Consider the following 19255-nt stretch of genomic DNA (forward strand, 5'->3'; position numbering starts at 1 on the left):
ACGTTCATAACTATATAACGTTGTATTATCGAGAAAGCTAATAAAATAACCGGACAATGATATGAAGTTAGACGCAATATTATGGGATTACGATGGCACTTTGGTAAATTCCGTACCAAAAAACATTGATATTACAAAAAACATCCTCTCTATCGTTGCTCCACACCTGACAGGTGGCAACCTTCCTAAATGTTTGCTCAGTGAAGTTGAGTATCACAAAGCGAACCATGGTGCAAAAAACTGGCAAGAGCTGTACGTGGACTACTATGGTCTATCGCATAAAGAAATGCTTATAGCAGGTGGAATGTGGGCGGAACATCAGGAGAAGAATCAAACTGAAGTTACCCTTTTTGAGGGCATCCGCGATGTTGTTCACCAGTTTTCACATATCAGCCATGGTGTATGTTCCCAAAACTCGCGAAAGAATATTCAACAGGTACTTGCGCACAATGGCATCGATACCCCGTTTAAAGCGGTTGTTGGCTATGATGATGTCTCAAGCGGACATCAGAAGCCCCACCCGCTCGGTGGTATCAAATGCCTTGAATCAATCTTTGGTCATACTAACAGCGAATTGCTCATGTATATTGGTGATCATGAGGCCGATACCAAATTTGCCCAAAACCTACAGCTTGAGTTAGGCGATAAAACCAGAGTAATTTCCGTCGCTGCTGCATACAGTCATTCAAACCCTGATAGTTGGACAATTAAACCTGATTACATCGCACGTGATGTAGAGGATCTTCTTCATATCATAGGAAAATATGCATAGGGTGACACAAGAAATTGAAATCCGTTTTCAATGCTACCTATTCATTTTTAAATTACGTAGTGGGCTTTTATATCGTCAAGTTATTGCAGTACATGATTACGTTTCTGCCTGACTCTTTTCCAATATATAGCTGCTCATCAGCTTTCTTAAGAGCCCTACTAAGACCCTGTTTTGCTTGTTCGGTTGTGATACTTTCAAGCGCTGAAGATATAGGGGCAACACCAATAGATATAGTAACAACATTGAAAGGTGAATTCTTAGTGTGGGGAATATCAAGATTCTGTACAGCGTCCTTAATGGCAACAACTCTCCCTTTCAAATTATTTTCATCTTTCCCTGTCAGTATGAAAACGAACTCCTCTCCCCCAAGACGGCAACCTAGCTCATGCGGTTCCAATATACCATTCATACTATTAGCGACTTCAGTAAGAGTATTATCTCCTTCTGTATGACCATAAGTGTCATTATAACGCTTAAAGTTATCTATATCGCATATCAAGACATAGACTAGCTCATTTTGAAGTAAACTCTTTTGAACCAAGCTTATTCCATATTTTTGATACTTAAAGCGAGAGCCGATACCTGTGAGAGGATCAGTTTCCGTTTGATTCTGGAGAATACGTAATTGGTTTTTAATTTTAGTAATTAAACTGGAATAGGAGCGAGCTAATTCACCGATTTCATCTGCGCGCTTTATTTCAGGTATTTTGGACTGATCAATCTTCTCAATATCTTGTTTCATCGATGAAGCTAGCTCTTTTAATGGGCTAACCAGCCAAAGTGTGATGATATAAATAAGGAGGAAGGAGACAAATAAAGCCAAAATAGCTTCTTCTAACACGTTAACTAGCAGTTCTTCTTTTATTTCCTGCAAATCAGATGCGTCGACAACAGCCCAGAAATGTCCTCCATTTTCGTTCCTCAACTCAATTTGGACAAAAAGCAAATTTACTTCTTCATCCAAAAAATACTCTGCGTTTCTCATTTCTTCGGGAGCTTGGGGAATAGGAAGTGACTTTAATTGAAGGTTTTCATTTACTACTTCTAGGTCTACCTTCACTTTATTTATCAAATGGTTAAGCTTTCTTATATGAACGGTATTGGTTGCAGGTGTTTTTGTTAACGTGCTTTCTAGTTGATTCAGTTTAGCTACAAGTTGCTCAGCTTCCTCTGGAGTTACATCAAGCCGCCAGCCTTTACTTTTCTCTATTGAGTACCGGACCTCAACTTTACGATTGGAATAATCACTGGTACCGGAAACTTCAGCAAACTTCAGATTTGGTATAGCTTTAAGGCTATCCAGTGTCGATTGCATAAGTAAGTTGGCGTAATTTCGTCCCGCAACAGAGCCAGAAAAAAAGGTATTGTAAGCAGCTATATGACTGGCCGACATATCAGCAAGGTATTCAACTTTGGTAGTCCAATCATTTTGATAACGAGAATAGGACATACCAAAAATGATGGATAGCACAAGTGCCAGATGCGAAATAAACAACATCTGATTTACCGTCAACCTCCCCAAAAGTCGGTTACTCAATGCTGTTACTCTTTTTTATCATCATAAGTGCTCAACACAGGTTCAGCACAAGTGCCATTAATACAGATGTCTTTGTAGGTAGTGTGGCAACTTTCACAGAAGCTTGGCTCCAGAGAAGGATGCATAGAGGTAATATCTTTACCTTTGCGATCATAACTTCCGTATAATGCCATGCCTCCAACGTGTTCAGTAACCCATATAATTCCTTGGACTTCCGACACAGCAACAACCGTTGGACCATCAGAATAAGGACCATGTGTTTTGTATTGCTCCAACTTCTCAGGGTTAACTCTAATTGTCAGCGGTGAGCCCTTACCTTCATTTATCCACGCGTAAGCACGAACAGATTCCTGAATGAATAAAGAGGTATCTGGAGGTAAAACCGTATCAGCCGGAAGGTTCATCGACTCTTTTACCACGGGCCACTCTTCCCAACCCTCTGGGTAGCTTGCATCAGATCCAGCAAAACATTGACCTGTGAATGTTAATGAGGCTATCGCACCTATCACAGCAGTTTTAAGACGTATAAAAACTTGCATATCGTTCCTTGAAAGCATTTCGAGCCTGACGCTCAGTATTTAGTTTGAAATACATATTAACTGCATTTATTAGGAGCGCAAATAATAGTAGGTATCCCAACATGTAGCACCACGATTGCTTAAGATATATTTGTGACACATTCGATATTTTTACGTGATAGACGGATTTTCAAGGCTACTGCCCTTTGACGATCAGTGACTTGATTACGTGAGCCCCCTCTCAATTGCAAATCTATATGAGTTCATTACTGGACAAAGACAACTGGATATACATACAGTTTTCTTGCGGAGTACTGTAGTACAGTGACGATTCCACGAGTACATCTGCAAACCACTTAATATATTTCAATATCCATAGGAGAAAAGTTATGCCTCAAGATTTTGATGATATACCATCAATTATTTCCCATTTGTCCCTGGGTACCAATCAACTCGAGAACGCTATTAATTTTTATGATGAAGTATTAGCAACCATTGGAGCAAGCCGGCAAGAAGAAGTACCTGATGTAGCAGTTGCTTATGGTAAGAGATTTCCTGAATTCTGGGTGCAGATCCCATACAATCAAAAACCTGCAGAGGTTGCCAATGGCGTACACTTCGCCTTTATTGCCCCCTCAGAAGAGGCTGTACAGGCTTTTTACAATACCGCAATGAAACTGGGGGCCACATGTGACGGTGAACCTGGACCTCGTCCAGAATATGGAGCTCCATACTATGGTTGCTTTGTCCGGGATTTGGATGGGCATAAGATTGAAGCCGCGTTCTGGGACGAAACAAAATTGTAGTGTGGCCCTTTTATACGATTTCGAATATCCATGTGTTTCTTTAAACACATGGATAAATACTAAAAAACGCCAACTATTAACTCTCTAACTCATCAAAATAGCTTTGTAAGCGCTGGGAACCATAAGTTGGAGCAATGGCGTCACCACTTAGCATCGTCAAAAAGAATTCCGCGGGACCACCATATTTTTCTGGCAATCGCTTAGCAATTGAGAGTGACAAACTTCGTAAACTATCAGGCACGTGAGTAAGACGACCAGGCTTACCTAGTGATCTAAAGGCGAGATGTGCTATTTCATTGACCGACAACACATCAGGACCACCAACCGCAAACTCTGTTTCATCGCTTTCAATCGCATCAAGACAGAATTTGGCCAAATCCTCACCGTGAATAGGATTCATTCGAGTATTTCCATCTCCAAAGGCGTACACACGTCCACTCTTAGCCATGTTATAGATTTCAGTCATATCTGAAAAAAAGCCATTCGGCCTTATTACACAGGGGATAAGTTCTTTAGATTCTAGTAACTTGGTCGCGAAGCGTTCTTTGGCTCTTAACAACCTAACTCCAGGATGCTTTTGTGCGTTAAAAGCAGACACATAAATGAACTTTCTCACACCCGCTCGCTTTGCTTCTTCGAGCAGATTTAGGTTAGCCTGATAATCGACATCCATATAACTGAGGCCATCTTTTTGCCTAGTGATACCCAGGCAAGAGATCACAACATCAACATCCGTACAAACGCCTTTAAGCTGCTCGGGTTTAGTTACTTGCGCCTCTCGAATCTGTTCATTCGCAACGCCACAATGTCGTAGTTTTTGCTTGTTGCGCGCGAGAGCTAGAAAGCTAGCACCATTTGCTTGCAGTTGCTTAATAATATGTTGTCCTAAGTAGCCTGTTGCCCCGGCAACTAGAATTGTGTTCGATGTCGTCATCTTTAATCCTTACCTCTAAGAAACATTATTCCGCTATTGCTCTGCGATAGGGTTCTTCTCTTACACCGTGAGAAAGCACCAACTTAATGATGAAGATTGGAGCAATCCACTCTAGCCCCTCTGGTGAGGTCATAATCTGAGCGAGAATGATTGATAGCATAACGATCAGCAGAGCAATTGGGCGTTGCAAGTACAGCGGGACAAGGTGGACGAAGATAATGGATGCCATCATCAAGCCATACCAAAAGAACGCATAAGACCATGTGATATCAAAACACAGCGGTATTGCAAACAGCTGGAAATGAATCGCTGGAAACAGGAATTTGCTCCCGACCAACTTACCTAACCAACTTACGTTCAGGTTTTGGTCCGTGTGAAGGTATCGTTTCATCGAACCCAGTGAGTTGGTTAGTACTCCACCGATCATATCCAGAGTAAGTACCGCTGCTACAACAATTTGCGACACGCTCCAGTCGAGTTCCTTCCAGGCGAAAAAGTATAAGATTACAGGAGCAATAAATGCCGCATAATTTGCAATTACACTCTCTGCTTTCGTCGCTCCGTAACCCGTCGTGAAGTTAAATTTGCCATTGCACTGCCAGTTAATAGGTGCATTTTTTAATGTGATTTGCTCGTTACTCATGGAGTTTCCTCTCTTCTTGAATTTGTTGGACGACTAACTTCTTTATATAGTCCAGTCGGTCCAAATAAAGGATAATTGATCGAAAACGATCCTGTCAATAGTTATTTAGTCCATACGGTCGATAACAACTAATTTTATCGACCAGTGGACTTTTATAGAGAACGGGAATATAGTCCAACCGGACTTTTAAAGAGGTAAACCATGCCAAAAATCGTAGACAGAGAAGCATACCGCAACGAACTTATTGCTAAAGCGGTGGACATTTTTTCAGAGCATGGATTGAACGGATTGGGAATGCGAGGCATTGCAGAGGCACTCGGTGTTTCCAAAAGTGCGCTCTACCATTACTTTTCCAGCAAAGAAGAGCTATTTACCGCCTGTACAGAGTTTGTGTTAGAGCCACATTCACTCTATGGCATAGACAGTAAAGCCTCGCTCCCTGAAGACAAAAACCAGGCCATAATTCAACTTTTAACAGCGCTGGATAACCGGTTTAAGGGTGAAATGACGGTACTTCTGGACTATGTGAAAAACCGGGATAGTAAGGATGTTGCTAATGATGAACTACTGCAAATGGCAGACAACCGATTCCTGACAGAGCTTATTAAGGTAGTAGGTGAAGAACATGCTAATCAGGCTTACGCCCTGGTGCTTGGCGGGTTAATGGCTCGAATGTTAAATGGTAACCAGACTCAAATTGAAGAGATTGCGTCTTGGGTACTGCAGCTATCAAGTAGTAAAGAAAGCTAAATTAGTCTTTAACGGATATAAAAAGGGGCAGGTGTTCTACCCTGCCCCAAGCTTGTAAGTTAACCAATCCAGTTTATTGCAACTTGAACTGACCTACAATGTTCGTCAGTTGCACATTCGCATCAGCCAGACTTGAAGCTTCAGCGTTTACTTGTTCTCCGCTGTCTGCAACACGCTGAACCATTTCACTCATCTTAGCCATATTTTCGGTGATCTCAGCCGCAACCGCATTTTGCTGTTCTGCTGCTGTCGCAATCTGCACATTCAGGTTGTTGATACCGTCTACTGATTCACTAATGTTATCAAGATCTTCGACCACCTGATTCGCCTGCGTAGACGCTTCCACACAGCTCTCACGTGTTGCGTTCATTGCTGTTATCACGCTCTCTGAGCTGTCAGTTAGTCGATTAATGGTATTCTGAATCTCTGTCGTACTGTCCTGAGTTCTCGAAGCAAGTGCGCGAACTTCATCGGCAACCACGGCAAATCCGCGTCCATGTTCACCAGCACGCGCAGCTTCGATAGCTGCATTCAATGCTAACAAGTTGGTCTGCTCAGCAATTTCACCAATCACTTTAAGAACATTGGTGATCTCGTTGATGTCACCACCCATGTGGTTGATCTGCGAAGCCGCGTCTTCCACTTTGTTCACCAGTTGCAGAACCATATTAGATGCACTGGAAACGGCTTCTCGTGACTCGTCTGTCTGAGCGTTGGTTGTACCGGTAAATTCAACAGCATCAGCCGTATTCTGAGCGACATCATTCGAAGTCGCGCTCATCTCATCCAGCGCAGTTACTACCATTTCAGTTTCAGCTTTGTGCTCTGATAATACTCTGCGGTTTTCGTCCGTTTGAGTCTGAAGAGTGCCTACACTGCTTCCAATGCGATTGGTCATGTCAGAGATATCCAGCATCATGCTCTGTAAGCTTTCGATGAAAGTATTGATATCACGAGAAATTTGGCCAAGGTCATCATTACTGGTTACTGGCAGGCGCTGAGTTAAATCACCGTTACCACTTGATAGCTCACTCACTGTTTTCTTCAGTGCCAGCACAGGGCGATATGCAACGCTTAAAATCAGATAGATAGCAATTGCTGAGAATACGACCAAAGAAAGTGTTGTGATAACAGTTGTATCAAGTGATTCTTCTACGGAGTGATATACGACCGATTTGTCCAGACCAACCAGGATATGCCACTTAGTATTGTTATCCAGATTGATGGTTTGATAGTACGCTACCTTATCCATTCCAAGGAGCATGTACTCATAAAGACCCTGCTCATTAGCCAGCATCTCTTTTTCCAACGGAACCAAATCCGGGAAATCTGACAGACGAGACTTACCTGGTACATCTACTTCACCCGTCGAAGCAATTGTCAGCCCGGTGCCATCATAAAGCGCAGCGATCGCACCATCAAATACCATCTCTTCAACAATAGGTTTCAGAGCAGTTAGCTCAATATCTGCCAGCAATACACCAAGAAGTTTACTGCCGTTATAAAATGGCGTAGCAATACTGATCATCAAGGTTCCGGTTGATTTACCTGTGTAAATGTCCGTGATAACCGTCTTTCTTTGATTCTTTGCAGACTTATACCAGCCCCTTACACGAGGATCATAAGAACTGGCGTCATAGCGCCCTTTGTTGCTGTTAAACGCAGAGCCATCTTCATATCCTACAACAATCGCTGATGCACGTGACATTGAAGCCACTTGCTTTAGAGATCCCATGATCTCGCCTTCATCATTGAGACCCGCGAAGTAAGGTGCTGTTCCTTCCATATCTGAACGAATACTCAGCATAAACTGAGCTACTTTGTCAGCACTTGCAGAAACCTTAAGCATTGAGTATCTGTCCACATCCTCTGTTACCAGAGTTGACAAGTTTTTATAAGAAAAGTACCCAAGAACTATCATGGAGATAGCAAGTAATAGAATAGACGCTGATACGATGCGCCCCTTAAAATTCATTAATTGGCTCAAGACAACCTCGTTATTAGTCAGTTTTTTTTGATATTGTCCGCATTCTAGCACGCTAAAATTACATTCATTAACTGAATATGTAGATTTTTGTCTAATTTTTCTTCAGCAATCGTTTGCACAATATATATGTTATTTCCAATATGGAAAATTATATTGGAAATAATTTCAATCGTGGAAACAAGCGGTATTTAGTATGATTAGAAGGTATAAAAATTATAGGTTTCAACATGAATCAGACCCTGCAAATCATCACAGACAAGAACCTCAACTTTAAGCAAAAAACGAATCTGCTCGCAGCTCAGGCGGACAATAGCCTCCCTTACGTTGCCGTACCAGAGCGAGTCAGCAAAGCCTTAGAAGAGAATGTACTTTGTGATATTTTTGAAGGCCACGCCCCATTTAAGCCAAGGTATGTATTACCTGACTATGGTAAGTTTTTAAAAAATGGCTCAAAACATCTGGAACTGGCGCCAGCGACCAATTTGGATGAAGCCATTAACATGCTCACCATCATCTATCATCACGTTCCGTCAGTAACCAATATCCCGGTCTATGTCGGTCAACTTGATGACATTTTGCTTCCATACGTGGGAACTTTGACTGAAGAGCAGATTTATCAAAAACTCAAGCTTTTCTGGATCATGCTGGATCGCACTCTGCCAGATGCATTTATGCACGCCAATATTGGCCCTACGGATAATATAATCTGCCGTACCATTCTGCGCGTAGATGCAGAGCTGAAACAGATCGCACCCAATCTGACCTTTATGTACGACCCTAAGGTCACTCCAGACGATCTGCTACGTCAGGCAACAAGTAACATCTGCGAATGCAGCAAGCCCCACATTGCTAATTACCCAATGCATGCGAACACCTTTGATAGCAAAGGGTTTGGTATCGTGAGTTGCTACAACTCTCTGCCTCTGGCTGGTGGTGCCAACACTCTGGTTCGAATGAACCTGAAAGAAGTTGCCCTACGCTCTGATAACCATGAAGACTTCCTGGCAAACATGCTCCCACACTACTGTGATGTAATGTTTGAACTTATTGAAGCAAGAACAGCTTTCTTACACGAGCAATCGAACTTTTTCGCCAGTTTTCTTGTTGAAGAAGGCCTGATTGAAGAAGACAGATTTGCACCAATGTTTGGTATCTATGGCATGGCTGAAGCAGTTCAGGCTTTATTTGAAAAAGAAGGCAAAGCTGTCCGTTACGGCCATGACTCAGAAGCCGCTGAACTGAGCTACAAGATTTCTGAAAAATTGGCGGGTATCGTAGAATCGACTCCAGTCAAGCATGGACTTAATGGACGTGCGTTACTTCACTCTCAGGCAGGCATTAGCCTGGATAAAGATGTGACACCAGGTGTGCGCATTCCTTATGGCACCGAACCTGATCCGGTAAGCTACATTAAAACCACAGTAAAGCATCACAAGTTTTACCCTTCGGGTATCAGCGATATTCTTACCATCGACGAGACGGTAAAGAACAACCCGGAAGCCATGTATAACTTATGTAAGGGTGCTATCTCTCTTGGTATGAGAGAGTTTACTGCGAACGTTAACTCGAACGATCTTGTTCGTGTTACCGGCTACATGGTTAAACTTTCTGACATTGCGAAGTTCAAAGAGCAGGGATCTCGGGTGAATACCACCTTCCTTGGTTCTGAAGCGGCAGACAATACTGGCATACTTGAGCGCCAACCACGTGTTGTTAGTCAGGAGATGTCTCCTACTTATGATTTCGGCTAGGTGCCTGTCGTCCGTATGCAAAGCTTCGACTCTAAAAGTAATGTAATTAAAAGCCATACATCAGATGAAATGGTACGGACAACAGGTAACCAAAAACGAGCAAAGGTAAGCCGTGTGCTTACCTTTTCTTGTGTTGACGGACCAGGTAACCGACTGGTTATCTTTATGCAAGGATGCAATTTTTCTTGCGCTAATTGCCACAACCCCCACACCATTAACCATTGCAATCATTGCGGAATCTGTGTCAGTCACTGTCCTGATGAGGCCTTAACCTGGTCAAGTGATGGCAAGGTTCATTGGCACGAAGACAAATGTACCAACTGCGATAAATGCATTGAAGTTTGCTCTTATCTGTCAAGTCCTAAGGGGTGGGCATACTCCGTTGACGACCTGCTAGAGATTATTCGTGAGAACCACTTCTTTCTCGAAGGCATCACTGTATCTGGCGGTGAGGCAACATTAGAAATTTCGTTTATCACCGAGTTGTTTAAAGCTATCAAAGCGGATAGAGAGCTTAATCACCTAACCTGTTTTATAGACAGTAACGGGACACTTTCCGAAACGGGCTGGCAGAAAGTATTGCCCTACCTGGACGGTACAATGATCGATCTTAAAGCGTGGCAGGCGGAAACTCACGAATGGCTCGTAGGCCGGGACAATCACAGAGTCTTCAAGTCCATAGACTTCCTTGCTAATAACCATCGATTACATGAAGTTCGTCTATTACTGATACCAGGAAAAACTGATCTTATTGACGAAGTAGAGTCTGTCGGTCACTACCTATCTCGTCTACCCAGCGATGTAGTTATAAGAATCAACGCGTTTCAACATCATGGCGTGTCTGGAGAAGCTCTCTTCTGGGAGACCTGTACTAAAGAAGATGTGGAGCAATTCAAAAGTAAGCTAGTTCCCATCCTTGGTCGGGAAATTATCACGCCTGCTGTGATACTTTAATCAAGCTGTATCTTCGTCGCCTCTTCGACCAACTCGTTATAAAGCCACTTCATTGATGGATCATTGGTACTGGCTTTGTTCCATACGATGCTGAACGCCACTTTACCATAATCAAAAGGAAGCTTTTTCATCACCAACCCTTTCGCCTGCAGTGCTGTCTCCGCCCAGATCCTTGATGTTGTAAACAAGAAATCCGTTTGGTGACACATTAAGGCTGCGCTGCCAAAGTCCGATACGGAAATGGCGATTTTTCTTGGTTCAAACTGCTGAGCCAGATTCTGCTCAAAATAAGGAACACTCAGCTCTTTCTCAACAATTCCGATATGGCGATACTTCAGGTACTTCTTGATGGTTAAATCATCATTGGCTATCGGATGTTCCGGATTCATCAGGCACACCATTTCGTCATTAAGAATACTGTGCCAATGAAGATCCCGATTTTCAGTCGGAGGCTGGGAAATATCATGCGGAAGTAAGACAATATCGACCTGACCTCGGATGAGAGCATCTAACCCTAACTGCTCTTTCGAGTAAATCTTGAAAAATGAGTTGGGTGCTTTTTCTGAAGCAAGCTTCGCCATTATGGGGGCAAACACTTCAAATGCGCTGCTTCGCATGGACAGCTTAAACGTGCCAGAGTAACTTTCAGGATCAAACGATTGTTGGTGAATCACACCATTCATGCTGGTAAGTACAGAATGCACCGTTGGGCCAATTTTTAAAGCGTAGGCCGTTGGAACAAGCTGAGTACCATCCCGATAAAACAGTTCATCACCAAGCAAGTTTCGTAACTGTGACAATATCTTACTGATGCTTGATGGACTAACACAAAGTTGCTCACTGGTTTTAGTAACACTGTTGGTTGCAAGTAAGACATGCAGCACTGTCAGGTGCTTAAGGCTAATACGAGAAAGTTGAATGTAGTCCATCGATAGCTCTGCTTTTTACTAGATAGCCAATGCTTTTTGATCTTGTAACACGCTCTCTAACTCCTCTGCCGGAACAGGCTTGCCAAAAAGATACCCTTGCGCACAGACGCAATCGCTCACCTGAAGTATTTCCAGCTGTTCATTGGTTTCCACACCTTCGGCTATTACCTTGAGAGACAAGGCTTTACCCAGCGCGATAATCGCATTGGCGATAGCGATACTCTGCTGATCTTTGATATTGGAAACAAATGAACGGTCAATTTTGATTTTTGTTAAAGGCAGTTTTTGCAAGTAGCTTAGCGAGGAGTAACCGGTACCAAAATCATCAATAGCAATTTCAACACCAAGGTTTCTGAGCGCTTCTAGCTGAGCAATGGCGCCACCCGAGTTATCCATCATGGAACTTTCTGTCACTTCTATTTCAAGGAAATCCGGACTGAGATTATTGACCTCTAGAATTTTCTCTACATGTTCTGAGAAATCCCCACGCTGCAACTGTCGACCGGATACGTTAACCGCAATGCGACCAAACTCATATCCCCGGCTACGCCACAGTGCCGCTTGTTGGCACGCGGTTAAGAGCACCCACTCGCCTATGTTCTGGATAAGACCGGTTTTTTCTGCAACAGGAATAAAATCTGCAGGAGGTACAGGACCAAGTGACGGATGATTCCAACGAAGCAAAGCTTCAAAACCAACCAACTGCTTAGTTTTGATATTGAACTGTGGCTGATAAACCAAATGAAATCCATCATTATCCAGAGCGTCATGCATCGCCTCTTGCAATCTAAGATGCGACTCTGACTCTTGCGTCAGCGCCTGGGTATAGAAAGCATAGTTGTTACGACCATTTTGCTTAGCGCGATACATGGCTGCATCTGCATTTCGAAGCAAAGTATCACTATCTCTGCCGTCATCAGGGTACATAGAAATGCCCACACTGCCCGTCAATCGATGACGCTTACCATTCGATAGCTCAACCTGAGTGCCAAACAGGGACATTAGTTTACTCACTACCGCCATAACCGAGTCAATATTGGAGACACCGGCTATCAATACAACAAACTCATCACCACCTATTCGCGCTACCGTATCTTCTTCCCTGACACACTCTTCAAGACGCTCTGCCACCTCACAAAGCACCTCATCGCCAATCAGGTGACCGTAGGTATCATTGATATGCTTAAAATGGTCAACATCGATAAAAATGGTCGCAAGTTGGCCACCATTTCTCTTCGCATGGTGGATTTCATGTTCTATCTGGCTGGATAGCTTAAGACGGTTCGGTAAATCGGTGAGCGGGTCGTGGTAAGCCATATGAATAAGCTCAGCTTCACTCTGCTTTTGCAGGGAGATGTCCACGAAAACCGACACATAATTACAAGCTTCACCCTGCTCATCGTAAACCACACTGATGGTTGACTGCTCTGGATACACTGCACCATCTTTGCGTCGGTTCCAGATCTCGCCTTTCCAACGCCCCTCTTCTTCCAGCGCTCCCCACATCTCTTCATAGAAAGGTTTTTCATGGCGGCCGGATTTAAGGAATCGAGGGTTGCGCCCAATCGCTTCTGCTTGGGTATACCCAGTGATTTCACAAAACGCCTGATTTACATAGACGATATTCCCCAAACGGTCTGTAATGATCACCCCTTCTACCGAGTTTTCGAACACGGTACCGGCAATCATCAACTGTTCTTCTATAAGCTTGCGATTGGTGACATTTCGGGTCATACCAATGGTGCCAACAACTTCACCGTTATGGTCTGTTAAGGGCGCTTTAATCGTTTCATGCCAGTTCTTGCCTTCAGCGTCATGGGCATCAGCGCACTCCTCAACAACCAGTTGACGGCCCGCTTTGATCACCCGAACATCTGCCGCACTGTATTTGTCGGCAATTTCCGGTTCAAACAAATCATAGTCAGACTTACCTATTAAATCTGTTCTAGAGTGTTGCCAAGCTTCTTCGCAAGACTGATTAAAATGCGTATAGATCCCCGAGATATCTTTAATCCAAATGTGGTCTTCAAAGCTATCTATAAAGGACTGAAATGTCGGCTCAAGGTACTGTCCTGAAGATATTCTCAAGTCATCTTTTCTTGAAGTAACTTCCTGATTGTGGACTTCTGAAAGGTCTTTTTCAATCTGGCTTGCAAGGTTATTAGACAAGAAAAATATATCGTCTGAATCCGGCTCTGTATCCGCGAAAGTCATAAGGACGCCGTACACAGAATCATCAGGCCAGAAAACGGGCATGCCAGCAATAAACTGATGTTGTTTTGTTTTTAACGTAAGTGCCTTGCCGAAGTTTAGAATTCTGAATGCGTGAACTTCCAGCTCACGAGAAACCGTATCCAAATCGTAGATATTATCTGAATGGGCGACGACACCTGAAATCTTCTCGTCAATGACCCGAGCAAGAATAAATTGGTATCCGGAGAGCCTTGCCAGCATGGATAGGTTATTGTGCCATCCACCTATCACCGCTAATGAGATTTTGTCGCCTAACATAGAAGATTCTTTTACTGCGCCACAACATATAACCTGACAACTAGTTTTCTATATGCAGGTCGACATTAATAAAGTGCCATAATATATCAACTAATCAGGTATATAACATCGTGTGGTAACACAGTTTGTTATCTTAGTCTTCAGAAATTGCTATGCGATAGTACCTATCCTGGTTGGTTTTTATCACGTTAAAAACCTCTCCATCCAACTTTTGATCCTCTACCAGAGGCTCAAGCCGGGACATAATGTCATCCATAGAAAGATTTACCAATCGATAAGGCCGCTTTTGAGCAAGGGCCTGGAAATTATCCGCTACCGCAATAATCCGTGAAGGCACGTCCAACTCATCACCCTTCTTGTTGTAGGGATACCCTGAGCCATCAAGGCGTTCGTGGTGGTTTGAAGCCCACTGACCGATTGGAGAGCCGGGGAAGAAACTTCTTAAAGTATGTTCAGTGTCGACAGTATGTCTGCGAATACGTGTGTACTCTTCTCTGGTTAGACGATGCCCCTTATTTAATATGCTGTCAGGCGTTCTCAGTTTTCCAATATCATGAAGCAAACCAGCGACATAAATCAGTTCCTGAGTCGTTTCATCGAGTCCTAACTCTTTTGCTAAAGAGCGAGATAGCTCTGCCACTTTATCAGAGTGCTGGTAGGTAAAAGCGCTCTTTGCGTCTACAATACGGGCCAGAAATCTTGCCATCTGTTTGACATCATCAATACTCAACTCGCCACTGTAATCACCTTTCGCATCTTCCGACAGCGCCTGAACTTCGATGTATGCAGTATCCATGTTGTACCAGAAGCCATCCATGAAGATGAGTTCCTCCATCGCATTCACCATTTCAGGATTAAACATGGTGCCAGACTGAGATTTGATATGTTCTGAAATGAGCTCTTTATGAAGCGTAACGGCTTCCTGATGGTTGTCCTGAATATAATAAGCTCTTAAAAAATCAAGCCTGTCCGCTATGTAAACAACCGCAGCAATATCACGGTCAAACTCTTCCAGATCCAGAGTTACCAGATCTTCCCATTGGGTATGATGATATAAGACAGGAACTGCGAACCGACTTAAAAGCGGGCAATTGATGAGCTGGTCATATCCCCTGATGCAGTGCTCGCGGACATTTTCAGGCTGAAGCTTACCGATAAGAGCAGAGTGTTCTTCTGTTGTTGATACGCCGGAGTCATGAATAAGGCCTGTGTAATAGGCAAACTTGGCTTTTTTTTCATTCCAACCAAGTTTTTTGGCACACTCGTAAGCCATATAGGCAACTCTGTGTCCGTGATTAATGTCATCGATACCAACAAAGTCCAAAGCACGGGCAATCATCAACAAAGCATGCCTGAGATCGATTGATATTTTTTCCTTATACACCATAGCCATCATCCATAAATAATTATTTTATATGGATAAAGCATAAACCAGGATCTCAATAAAATCGAAACTAACGGACTTAATGAATTGCGTAGAATAGAAAATGCCACCTATCTGAATAAGGTGGCATTTATGTTGGCTTTTGAGACTAATGTACCTTAGTCGGCAAAACAAATTCCTGTTAGTTTCGCCGACTGAACCGCAAGATGATCTTTTGGAACAAACTTTGTTTTACCTGCAATATCCTCTAGAGGAACAGCTACCACCTCTAAACCTTTAGCAGCGACAATTTTGTTGTACTCGCCTTTATAAAGAAGCTCAGCCGCCTTCGCTCCAAACTGCGTTGCCAGCACTCTATCATATCCAGTAGGGCTGCCTCCTCGCTGAAGATAACCCAGTACCGATACTCGGGACTCATAATCTGATATTGCATTCAACTCTTTGGAAACTCTGTGTGCAGCACTAATGCCTTCTTTCGCTCGTTTTTTCTTGAATTGCTTTTTAGTCAAATCCGCTTCGTCCAGCGTTCTAGCGCCTTCGGCAACAACAATCACGCAGAACGGAGAATTAGATTTCTTCATTCGGTTATCGACGTGCTCTTTTAGCTTATTGATATCGTAAGGTATTTCAGGAAGGATAATGGCATCCGCGCCACCAGCGATCCCGGCATACAATGCAAGCCAGCCTGCAGAGTTACCCATGATTTCCGCTAAGATGACCCTCTGATGTGAAGCAGCTGTTGTATGAAGGCGGTCAACAGCATCGGTACAAAACTCAAGCGCAGAATGAAAGCCAAACGTAATGTCGGTGCCAAAAATATCATTATCAATCGTTTTTGGCAGGCCAATTACATTCAGGCCGCGCTGTGTTAGCCAGTAGCCTCTTTTGTTGGTGCCACCACCACCAAGAACAACTAAGCAATCGAGATTCCATGCGTGATAGTTGTCTATCATTTTCTGCACTTTTGCTTCGTCTTTGAAAGGTCGTTCACGAGAGTTCCTTAAAAACGAACCACCTTCATGCAGTATCCCCGAAAAATCAGCGTGTTCCATCAGCCGGGCATTGTTTTCTACTAATCCTTTATAGCCATCGAAAAAGCCTACAATCTCAATTCCGTAGTTATCTTGAGCAGCTTTTGCTAGCCCTCTCAATGCTGCATTTAATCCCGGAGCATCACCACCAGCAGTCAGCACGCCAATTCTCTTTGTTACCGAACTCATATATTAATCCTCTTCCAATGCATAAGGCTTTGTTTATATTTTATTTTTTTTAGCCTTACCTTCATCTAAATAGTTTTTAATTAACTTCTCTATAATTTTCTGGACAGATGTATCTTCTTCAATCGCTCTGATTTTTAATGCCTTAAGCGTTTTGGCATCAAGGCGCAAAGAAGTATTTTTTTTATCACCTTTGCCCTGTTTATCTTTTGCCATAAAAGACCCCATGATGTAATGACGTCATTACGTCTATTTAAGTAGCAAATTGCAATTCCAACAAATAAAAATGAGAGCTCAATCAGCCTGCATAATACGAATGGATGAGGGGTTTCCGGGTTAACCAGACATATTTCCGACTTAACTAATTATTTTGTCAGAACAATCTATACTTATACCAAACAGGCTTCGAACAGAAACAATGAGGACAAAAAAACAACAGTATTGATAAGTTCGATAGCAGCAAAGTTGTAAGCTGGAGGTACTATGCTCGAACATGGGACTTTTACTCAAGAAGAGCAAGAGAACATTTTTATTTTCTCGTTAATTGGGGAATTTAATGAACAAGGAATCACCGCTTGTTTAAATGCGCAAAAAAAAGCGATTGAAAGTTTTGGGGATAAAGAGTGTTTCATACTGATCGATTCAACAAAGCAAACAGGAGCCACACCAGAGGCTTATCAGGCAGTTAACCGCTATTATCGGGATCTTAATTATCCGCATTTAGCTGCGATTGCCATTGTTCACGACAGTTACGCACTTGCTCGTCTTCACGAGCGAGATATTCCTGAAATGCAACGGCACAATACGAAAACCTTGCCAGATAGAGAATCAGCCATTGAGTGGTTAATCGCACAAACCAAAAACAAGGAAAATCAACACAGTTAGTTGCGGCTCCCATTTAGGGAGCCGCTTGTTTTTATTAGAAGACTTCTAATTTTAGAGAAAACCTAGCTTTAGAAGAATCCTAACGGGTTGACGTCGTAGCTTACGAGTAAATTCTTGGTATTCTGGTAGTGATCAAGCATCATTTTGTGTGTTTCCCTACCGATACCAGACTTCTTATAGCCACCAAATGCAGCATGAGCCGGATACATGTGATAACAATTCACCCAGATACGACCAGCTTCAATCGATCGACCCATGCGATAAGCTCGGTTCGAATCTCTTGTCCACAAGCCCGCACCCAGGCCGTATTCAGTGTCGTTGGCAATCTCCAATGCTTCTTTTTCATCTTTAAAGGTCGTGATGGCAATAACAGGCCCAAATATTTCTTCCTGGAACACCCGCATATTGTTTTTGCCTTTTAGGATAGTTGGCTGAATATAGTAACCGTTATTCAGGTTGCCATCGGTTTCTGCCACCTCACCACCGGTCAGTACCTGAGCACCCTCTTCCTGACCTATTTTCAAGTAACCTAAGATCTTATCGAACTGCTCCTGAGACGCCTGTGCACCCACCTGAGTTTCTGTGTCCATCGGGTTGCCCTGCTTGATCGACTGAGCTCGTTCTACCACTCTCTCGATAAACTTCTCGTAGACCGACTCCTGCACCAAAACACGCGAAGGACAGGTACAGACTTCCCCCTGATTAAAGAAGCCAAGCAGCATACCTTCAACACACTTATCCAGATATGCGTCTTCATGTTCAAAGATATCTTCGAAGTAAATATTTGGAGACTTACCACCCAGCTCCACAGTCGATGGAATCAGGTTATCGGCAGCGCATTTCAAGATATGCTGGCCAACATTGGTTGAACCTGTGAATGCCAGTTTTGCGATGCGTTCACTGGTTGCAAGCGCTTGTCCCGCCTCAGAACCAAATCCATTCACCACATTGACGACTCCAGCCGGAATGAGATCACCGATTTTTTCCATCAATACCAGAATCGATGTCGGTGTTTGCTCAGCGGGCTTAAGAACAACACAGCAACCCGCTGCCAGAGCAGGGGCTAGTTTCCATGCTGCCATTAATAATGGGAAGTTCCACGGGATAATCTGGCCAACCACTCCTACAGGCTCTGGGAAATGATAGCTGGCGGTATTGGCATCCAGCTCAGCAGCGGTACCTTCCTGCGCCCTAACGCACCCCGCAAAATAACGGAAATGGTCGACAACCAGAGGTAAATCTGCAGCGAGCGTTTCACGTACCGGTTTACCATTTTCCCAGGTTTCCGTAACTGCTAACTCTTCCAGATTCTGTTCAATTCTGTCCGCAATTTTTAATAGAATATTCGCACGCTCACCCGCACTGGTTGCCGCCCATTCTGCTCTGACATTGTGCGCTGCATCTAATGCCAGATTAATATCTTCTTCCGTTGAACGTGCAACCTTACAATAGGGCTTACCGTTTACCGGGGAAATGTTGTCGAAGTATTCCCCTCTGCTAGGACCTACCCATTCTCCGCCAATGTAGTTTTCATAAGTCTCTTTGAACTGAATAATTGAACCTTCGATTCCCGGTTGAGCATATATCATGTCGTCTTCCTTTTTAGTGATACATTCAGTGTCACACGTCTAGGCGTGTTACCTCTGATAACGCAAATCACAGGCCAGAATCTACGAT

The 19255-nt window shown here is 43.3% G+C and carries 17 protein-coding genes; 6 read left to right on the plus strand and 11 right to left on the minus strand.

What is annotated here, in order from left to right; all coding sequences use genetic code 11:
• Positions 1-61 precede the first annotated feature (61 nt).
• Positions 62-772, plus strand: coding sequence for an HAD family hydrolase (locus SNR28_RS06645; protein ID WP_375748425.1), 711 nt, complete (start codon positions 62-64; stop codon positions 770-772).
• A 67-nt stretch (positions 773-839) separates the two neighbouring features.
• Here SNR28_RS06645 and SNR28_RS06650 read toward each other — a convergent pair whose 3' ends face one another.
• On the minus strand, positions 840-2270 hold the full coding sequence (locus tag SNR28_RS06650; RefSeq protein ID WP_375748426.1) for a diguanylate cyclase: 1431 nt from the start codon (positions 2268-2270) through the stop codon (positions 840-842).
• A 44-nt stretch (positions 2271-2314) separates the two neighbouring features.
• Positions 2315-2848 (minus strand): hypothetical protein, encoded by a 534-nt coding sequence (locus SNR28_RS06655; protein WP_375748427.1) that lies wholly within the window; start codon positions 2846-2848, stop codon positions 2315-2317.
• 368 nt (positions 2849-3216) lie between these two features.
• Between SNR28_RS06655 and SNR28_RS06660 the strand changes: the two genes are divergently transcribed.
• Positions 3217-3633 carry a VOC family protein gene (locus SNR28_RS06660; RefSeq protein WP_375748428.1) on the plus strand — a complete coding sequence of 139 codons (417 nt, stop codon included), beginning with the start codon at positions 3217-3219 and terminating at the stop codon, positions 3631-3633.
• 76 nt (positions 3634-3709) lie between these two features.
• On the opposite strand, the gene SNR28_RS06665 is transcribed toward SNR28_RS06660, so the two are convergent.
• Positions 3710-4567: an SDR family oxidoreductase gene (locus SNR28_RS06665; RefSeq protein WP_375748429.1), complete on the minus strand. Its 858-nt coding sequence runs from the start codon at positions 4565-4567 to the stop codon at positions 3710-3712.
• 25 nt (positions 4568-4592) lie between these two features.
• On the minus strand, positions 4593-5210 hold the full coding sequence (locus SNR28_RS06670; protein WP_375748430.1) for a hypothetical protein: 618 nt from the start codon (positions 5208-5210) through the stop codon (positions 4593-4595).
• Positions 5211-5411: 201 nt separating this feature from the next.
• On the opposite strand from SNR28_RS06670, the gene SNR28_RS06675 reads away from it, so the two are divergent.
• The gene (locus SNR28_RS06675) at positions 5412-5960 is read left to right on the plus strand and encodes a TetR/AcrR family transcriptional regulator (protein WP_375748431.1); all 549 of its coding nucleotides are present in this window, start codon (positions 5412-5414) and stop codon (positions 5958-5960) included.
• A 73-nt stretch (positions 5961-6033) separates the two neighbouring features.
• Here the strand turns inward: SNR28_RS06675 and SNR28_RS06680 are convergent, their stop codons facing one another.
• Entirely contained in the window at positions 6034-7935 is a 1902-nt protein-coding gene (locus tag SNR28_RS06680) for a methyl-accepting chemotaxis protein (RefSeq protein ID WP_375748432.1), read from the minus strand.
• A 239-nt stretch (positions 7936-8174) separates the two neighbouring features.
• On the opposite strand from SNR28_RS06680, the gene SNR28_RS06685 reads away from it, so the two are divergent.
• Together SNR28_RS06685 and SNR28_RS06690 are read left to right on the plus strand one after the other, a co-directional pair.
• Positions 8175-9698: a YjjI family glycine radical enzyme gene (locus SNR28_RS06685; RefSeq protein WP_375748433.1), complete on the plus strand. Its 1524-nt coding sequence runs from the start codon at positions 8175-8177 to the stop codon at positions 9696-9698.
• Positions 9699-9767: 69 nt separating this feature from the next.
• A complete protein-coding gene (locus tag SNR28_RS06690) occupies positions 9768-10652 on the plus strand; it encodes a YjjW family glycine radical enzyme activase (RefSeq protein WP_375749911.1) in 885 nt (294 codons plus the stop codon).
• Here SNR28_RS06690 and SNR28_RS06695 read toward each other — a convergent pair.
• The 5 genes from SNR28_RS06695 to SNR28_RS06715 all read right to left on the minus strand — a co-directional run bounded on the left by SNR28_RS06695 (position 10649) and on the right by SNR28_RS06715 (position 16909).
• Positions 10649-11581: a LysR family transcriptional regulator gene (locus tag SNR28_RS06695; protein WP_375748434.1), complete on the minus strand. Its 933-nt coding sequence runs from the start codon at positions 11579-11581 to the stop codon at positions 10649-10651. The genes SNR28_RS06690 and SNR28_RS06695 overlap by 4 nt on opposite strands.
• A gap of 18 nt (positions 11582-11599) precedes the next feature.
• On the minus strand, positions 11600-14092 hold the full coding sequence (locus SNR28_RS06700; protein WP_375748435.1) for an EAL domain-containing protein: 2493 nt from the start codon (positions 14090-14092) through the stop codon (positions 11600-11602).
• Between the two features lie 133 nt (positions 14093-14225).
• Positions 14226-15479, minus strand: coding sequence for an HD domain-containing phosphohydrolase (locus SNR28_RS06705; protein ID WP_375748436.1), 1254 nt, complete (start codon positions 15477-15479; stop codon positions 14226-14228).
• Positions 15480-15634: 155 nt separating this feature from the next.
• Complete coding sequence (locus SNR28_RS06710; RefSeq protein WP_375748437.1) at positions 15635-16696, minus strand: 6-phosphofructokinase; 1062 nt, start codon at positions 16694-16696, stop codon at positions 15635-15637.
• A gap of 33 nt (positions 16697-16729) precedes the next feature.
• Positions 16730-16909, minus strand: coding sequence for a ribbon-helix-helix protein, CopG family (locus SNR28_RS06715; RefSeq protein WP_375748438.1), 180 nt, complete (start codon positions 16907-16909; stop codon positions 16730-16732).
• Positions 16910-17176: 267 nt separating this feature from the next.
• On the opposite strand from SNR28_RS06715, the gene SNR28_RS06720 reads away from it, so the two are divergent.
• Entirely contained in the window at positions 17177-17578 is a 402-nt protein-coding gene (locus SNR28_RS06720; protein ID WP_375748439.1) for a hypothetical protein, read from the plus strand.
• A gap of 68 nt (positions 17579-17646) precedes the next feature.
• On the opposite strand, the gene SNR28_RS06725 is transcribed toward SNR28_RS06720, so the two are convergent.
• Positions 17647-19167 carry an aldehyde dehydrogenase family protein gene (locus SNR28_RS06725; RefSeq protein ID WP_375748440.1) on the minus strand — a complete coding sequence of 507 codons (1521 nt, stop codon included), beginning with the start codon at positions 19165-19167 and terminating at the stop codon, positions 17647-17649.
• Positions 19168-19255 lie beyond the last annotated feature (88 nt).

The sequence above is a fragment of the Vibrio iocasae genome (assembly GCF_042245395.1).
Classification (GTDB): domain Bacteria; phylum Pseudomonadota; class Gammaproteobacteria; order Enterobacterales; family Vibrionaceae; genus Vibrio; species Vibrio iocasae.

What these genes read in the sequence shown, in the direction of transcription:
- SNR28_RS06645 (WP_375748425.1), top strand. Translation starts at nt 62, where the DNA reads ATGAAGTTAGACGCAATATTATGGGATTACGATGGCACTTTGGTAAAT.
- SNR28_RS06650 (WP_375748426.1), bottom strand. Translation starts at nt 2,270, where the DNA reads ATGTTGTTTATTTCGCATCTGGCACTTGTGCTATCCATCATTTTTGGT.
- SNR28_RS06655 (WP_375748427.1), bottom strand. Translation starts at nt 2,848, where the DNA reads ATGCAAGTTTTTATACGTCTTAAAACTGCTGTGATAGGTGCGATAGCC.
- SNR28_RS06660 (WP_375748428.1), top strand. Translation starts at nt 3,217, where the DNA reads ATGCCTCAAGATTTTGATGATATACCATCAATTATTTCCCATTTGTCC.
- SNR28_RS06665 (WP_375748429.1), bottom strand. Translation starts at nt 4,567, where the DNA reads ATGACGACATCGAACACAATTCTAGTTGCCGGGGCAACAGGCTACTTA.
- SNR28_RS06670 (WP_375748430.1), bottom strand. Translation starts at nt 5,210, where the DNA reads ATGAGTAACGAGCAAATCACATTAAAAAATGCACCTATTAACTGGCAG.
- SNR28_RS06675 (WP_375748431.1), top strand. Translation starts at nt 5,412, where the DNA reads ATGCCAAAAATCGTAGACAGAGAAGCATACCGCAACGAACTTATTGCT.
- SNR28_RS06680 (WP_375748432.1), bottom strand. Translation starts at nt 7,935, where the DNA reads ATGAATTTTAAGGGGCGCATCGTATCAGCGTCTATTCTATTACTTGCT.
- SNR28_RS06685 (WP_375748433.1), top strand. Translation starts at nt 8,175, where the DNA reads ATGAATCAGACCCTGCAAATCATCACAGACAAGAACCTCAACTTTAAG.
- SNR28_RS06690 (WP_375749911.1), top strand. Translation starts at nt 9,768, where the DNA reads ATGGTACGGACAACAGGTAACCAAAAACGAGCAAAGGTAAGCCGTGTG.
- SNR28_RS06695 (WP_375748434.1), bottom strand. Translation starts at nt 11,581, where the DNA reads ATGGACTACATTCAACTTTCTCGTATTAGCCTTAAGCACCTGACAGTG.
- SNR28_RS06700 (WP_375748435.1), bottom strand. Translation starts at nt 14,092, where the DNA reads ATGTTAGGCGACAAAATCTCATTAGCGGTGATAGGTGGATGGCACAAT.
- SNR28_RS06705 (WP_375748436.1), bottom strand. Translation starts at nt 15,479, where the DNA reads ATGGTGTATAAGGAAAAAATATCAATCGATCTCAGGCATGCTTTGTTG.
- SNR28_RS06710 (WP_375748437.1), bottom strand. Translation starts at nt 16,696, where the DNA reads ATGAGTTCGGTAACAAAGAGAATTGGCGTGCTGACTGCTGGTGGTGAT.
- SNR28_RS06715 (WP_375748438.1), bottom strand. Translation starts at nt 16,909, where the DNA reads ATGGCAAAAGATAAACAGGGCAAAGGTGATAAAAAAAATACTTCTTTG.
- SNR28_RS06720 (WP_375748439.1), top strand. Translation starts at nt 17,177, where the DNA reads ATGCTCGAACATGGGACTTTTACTCAAGAAGAGCAAGAGAACATTTTT.
- SNR28_RS06725 (WP_375748440.1), bottom strand. Translation starts at nt 19,167, where the DNA reads ATGATATATGCTCAACCGGGAATCGAAGGTTCAATTATTCAGTTCAAA.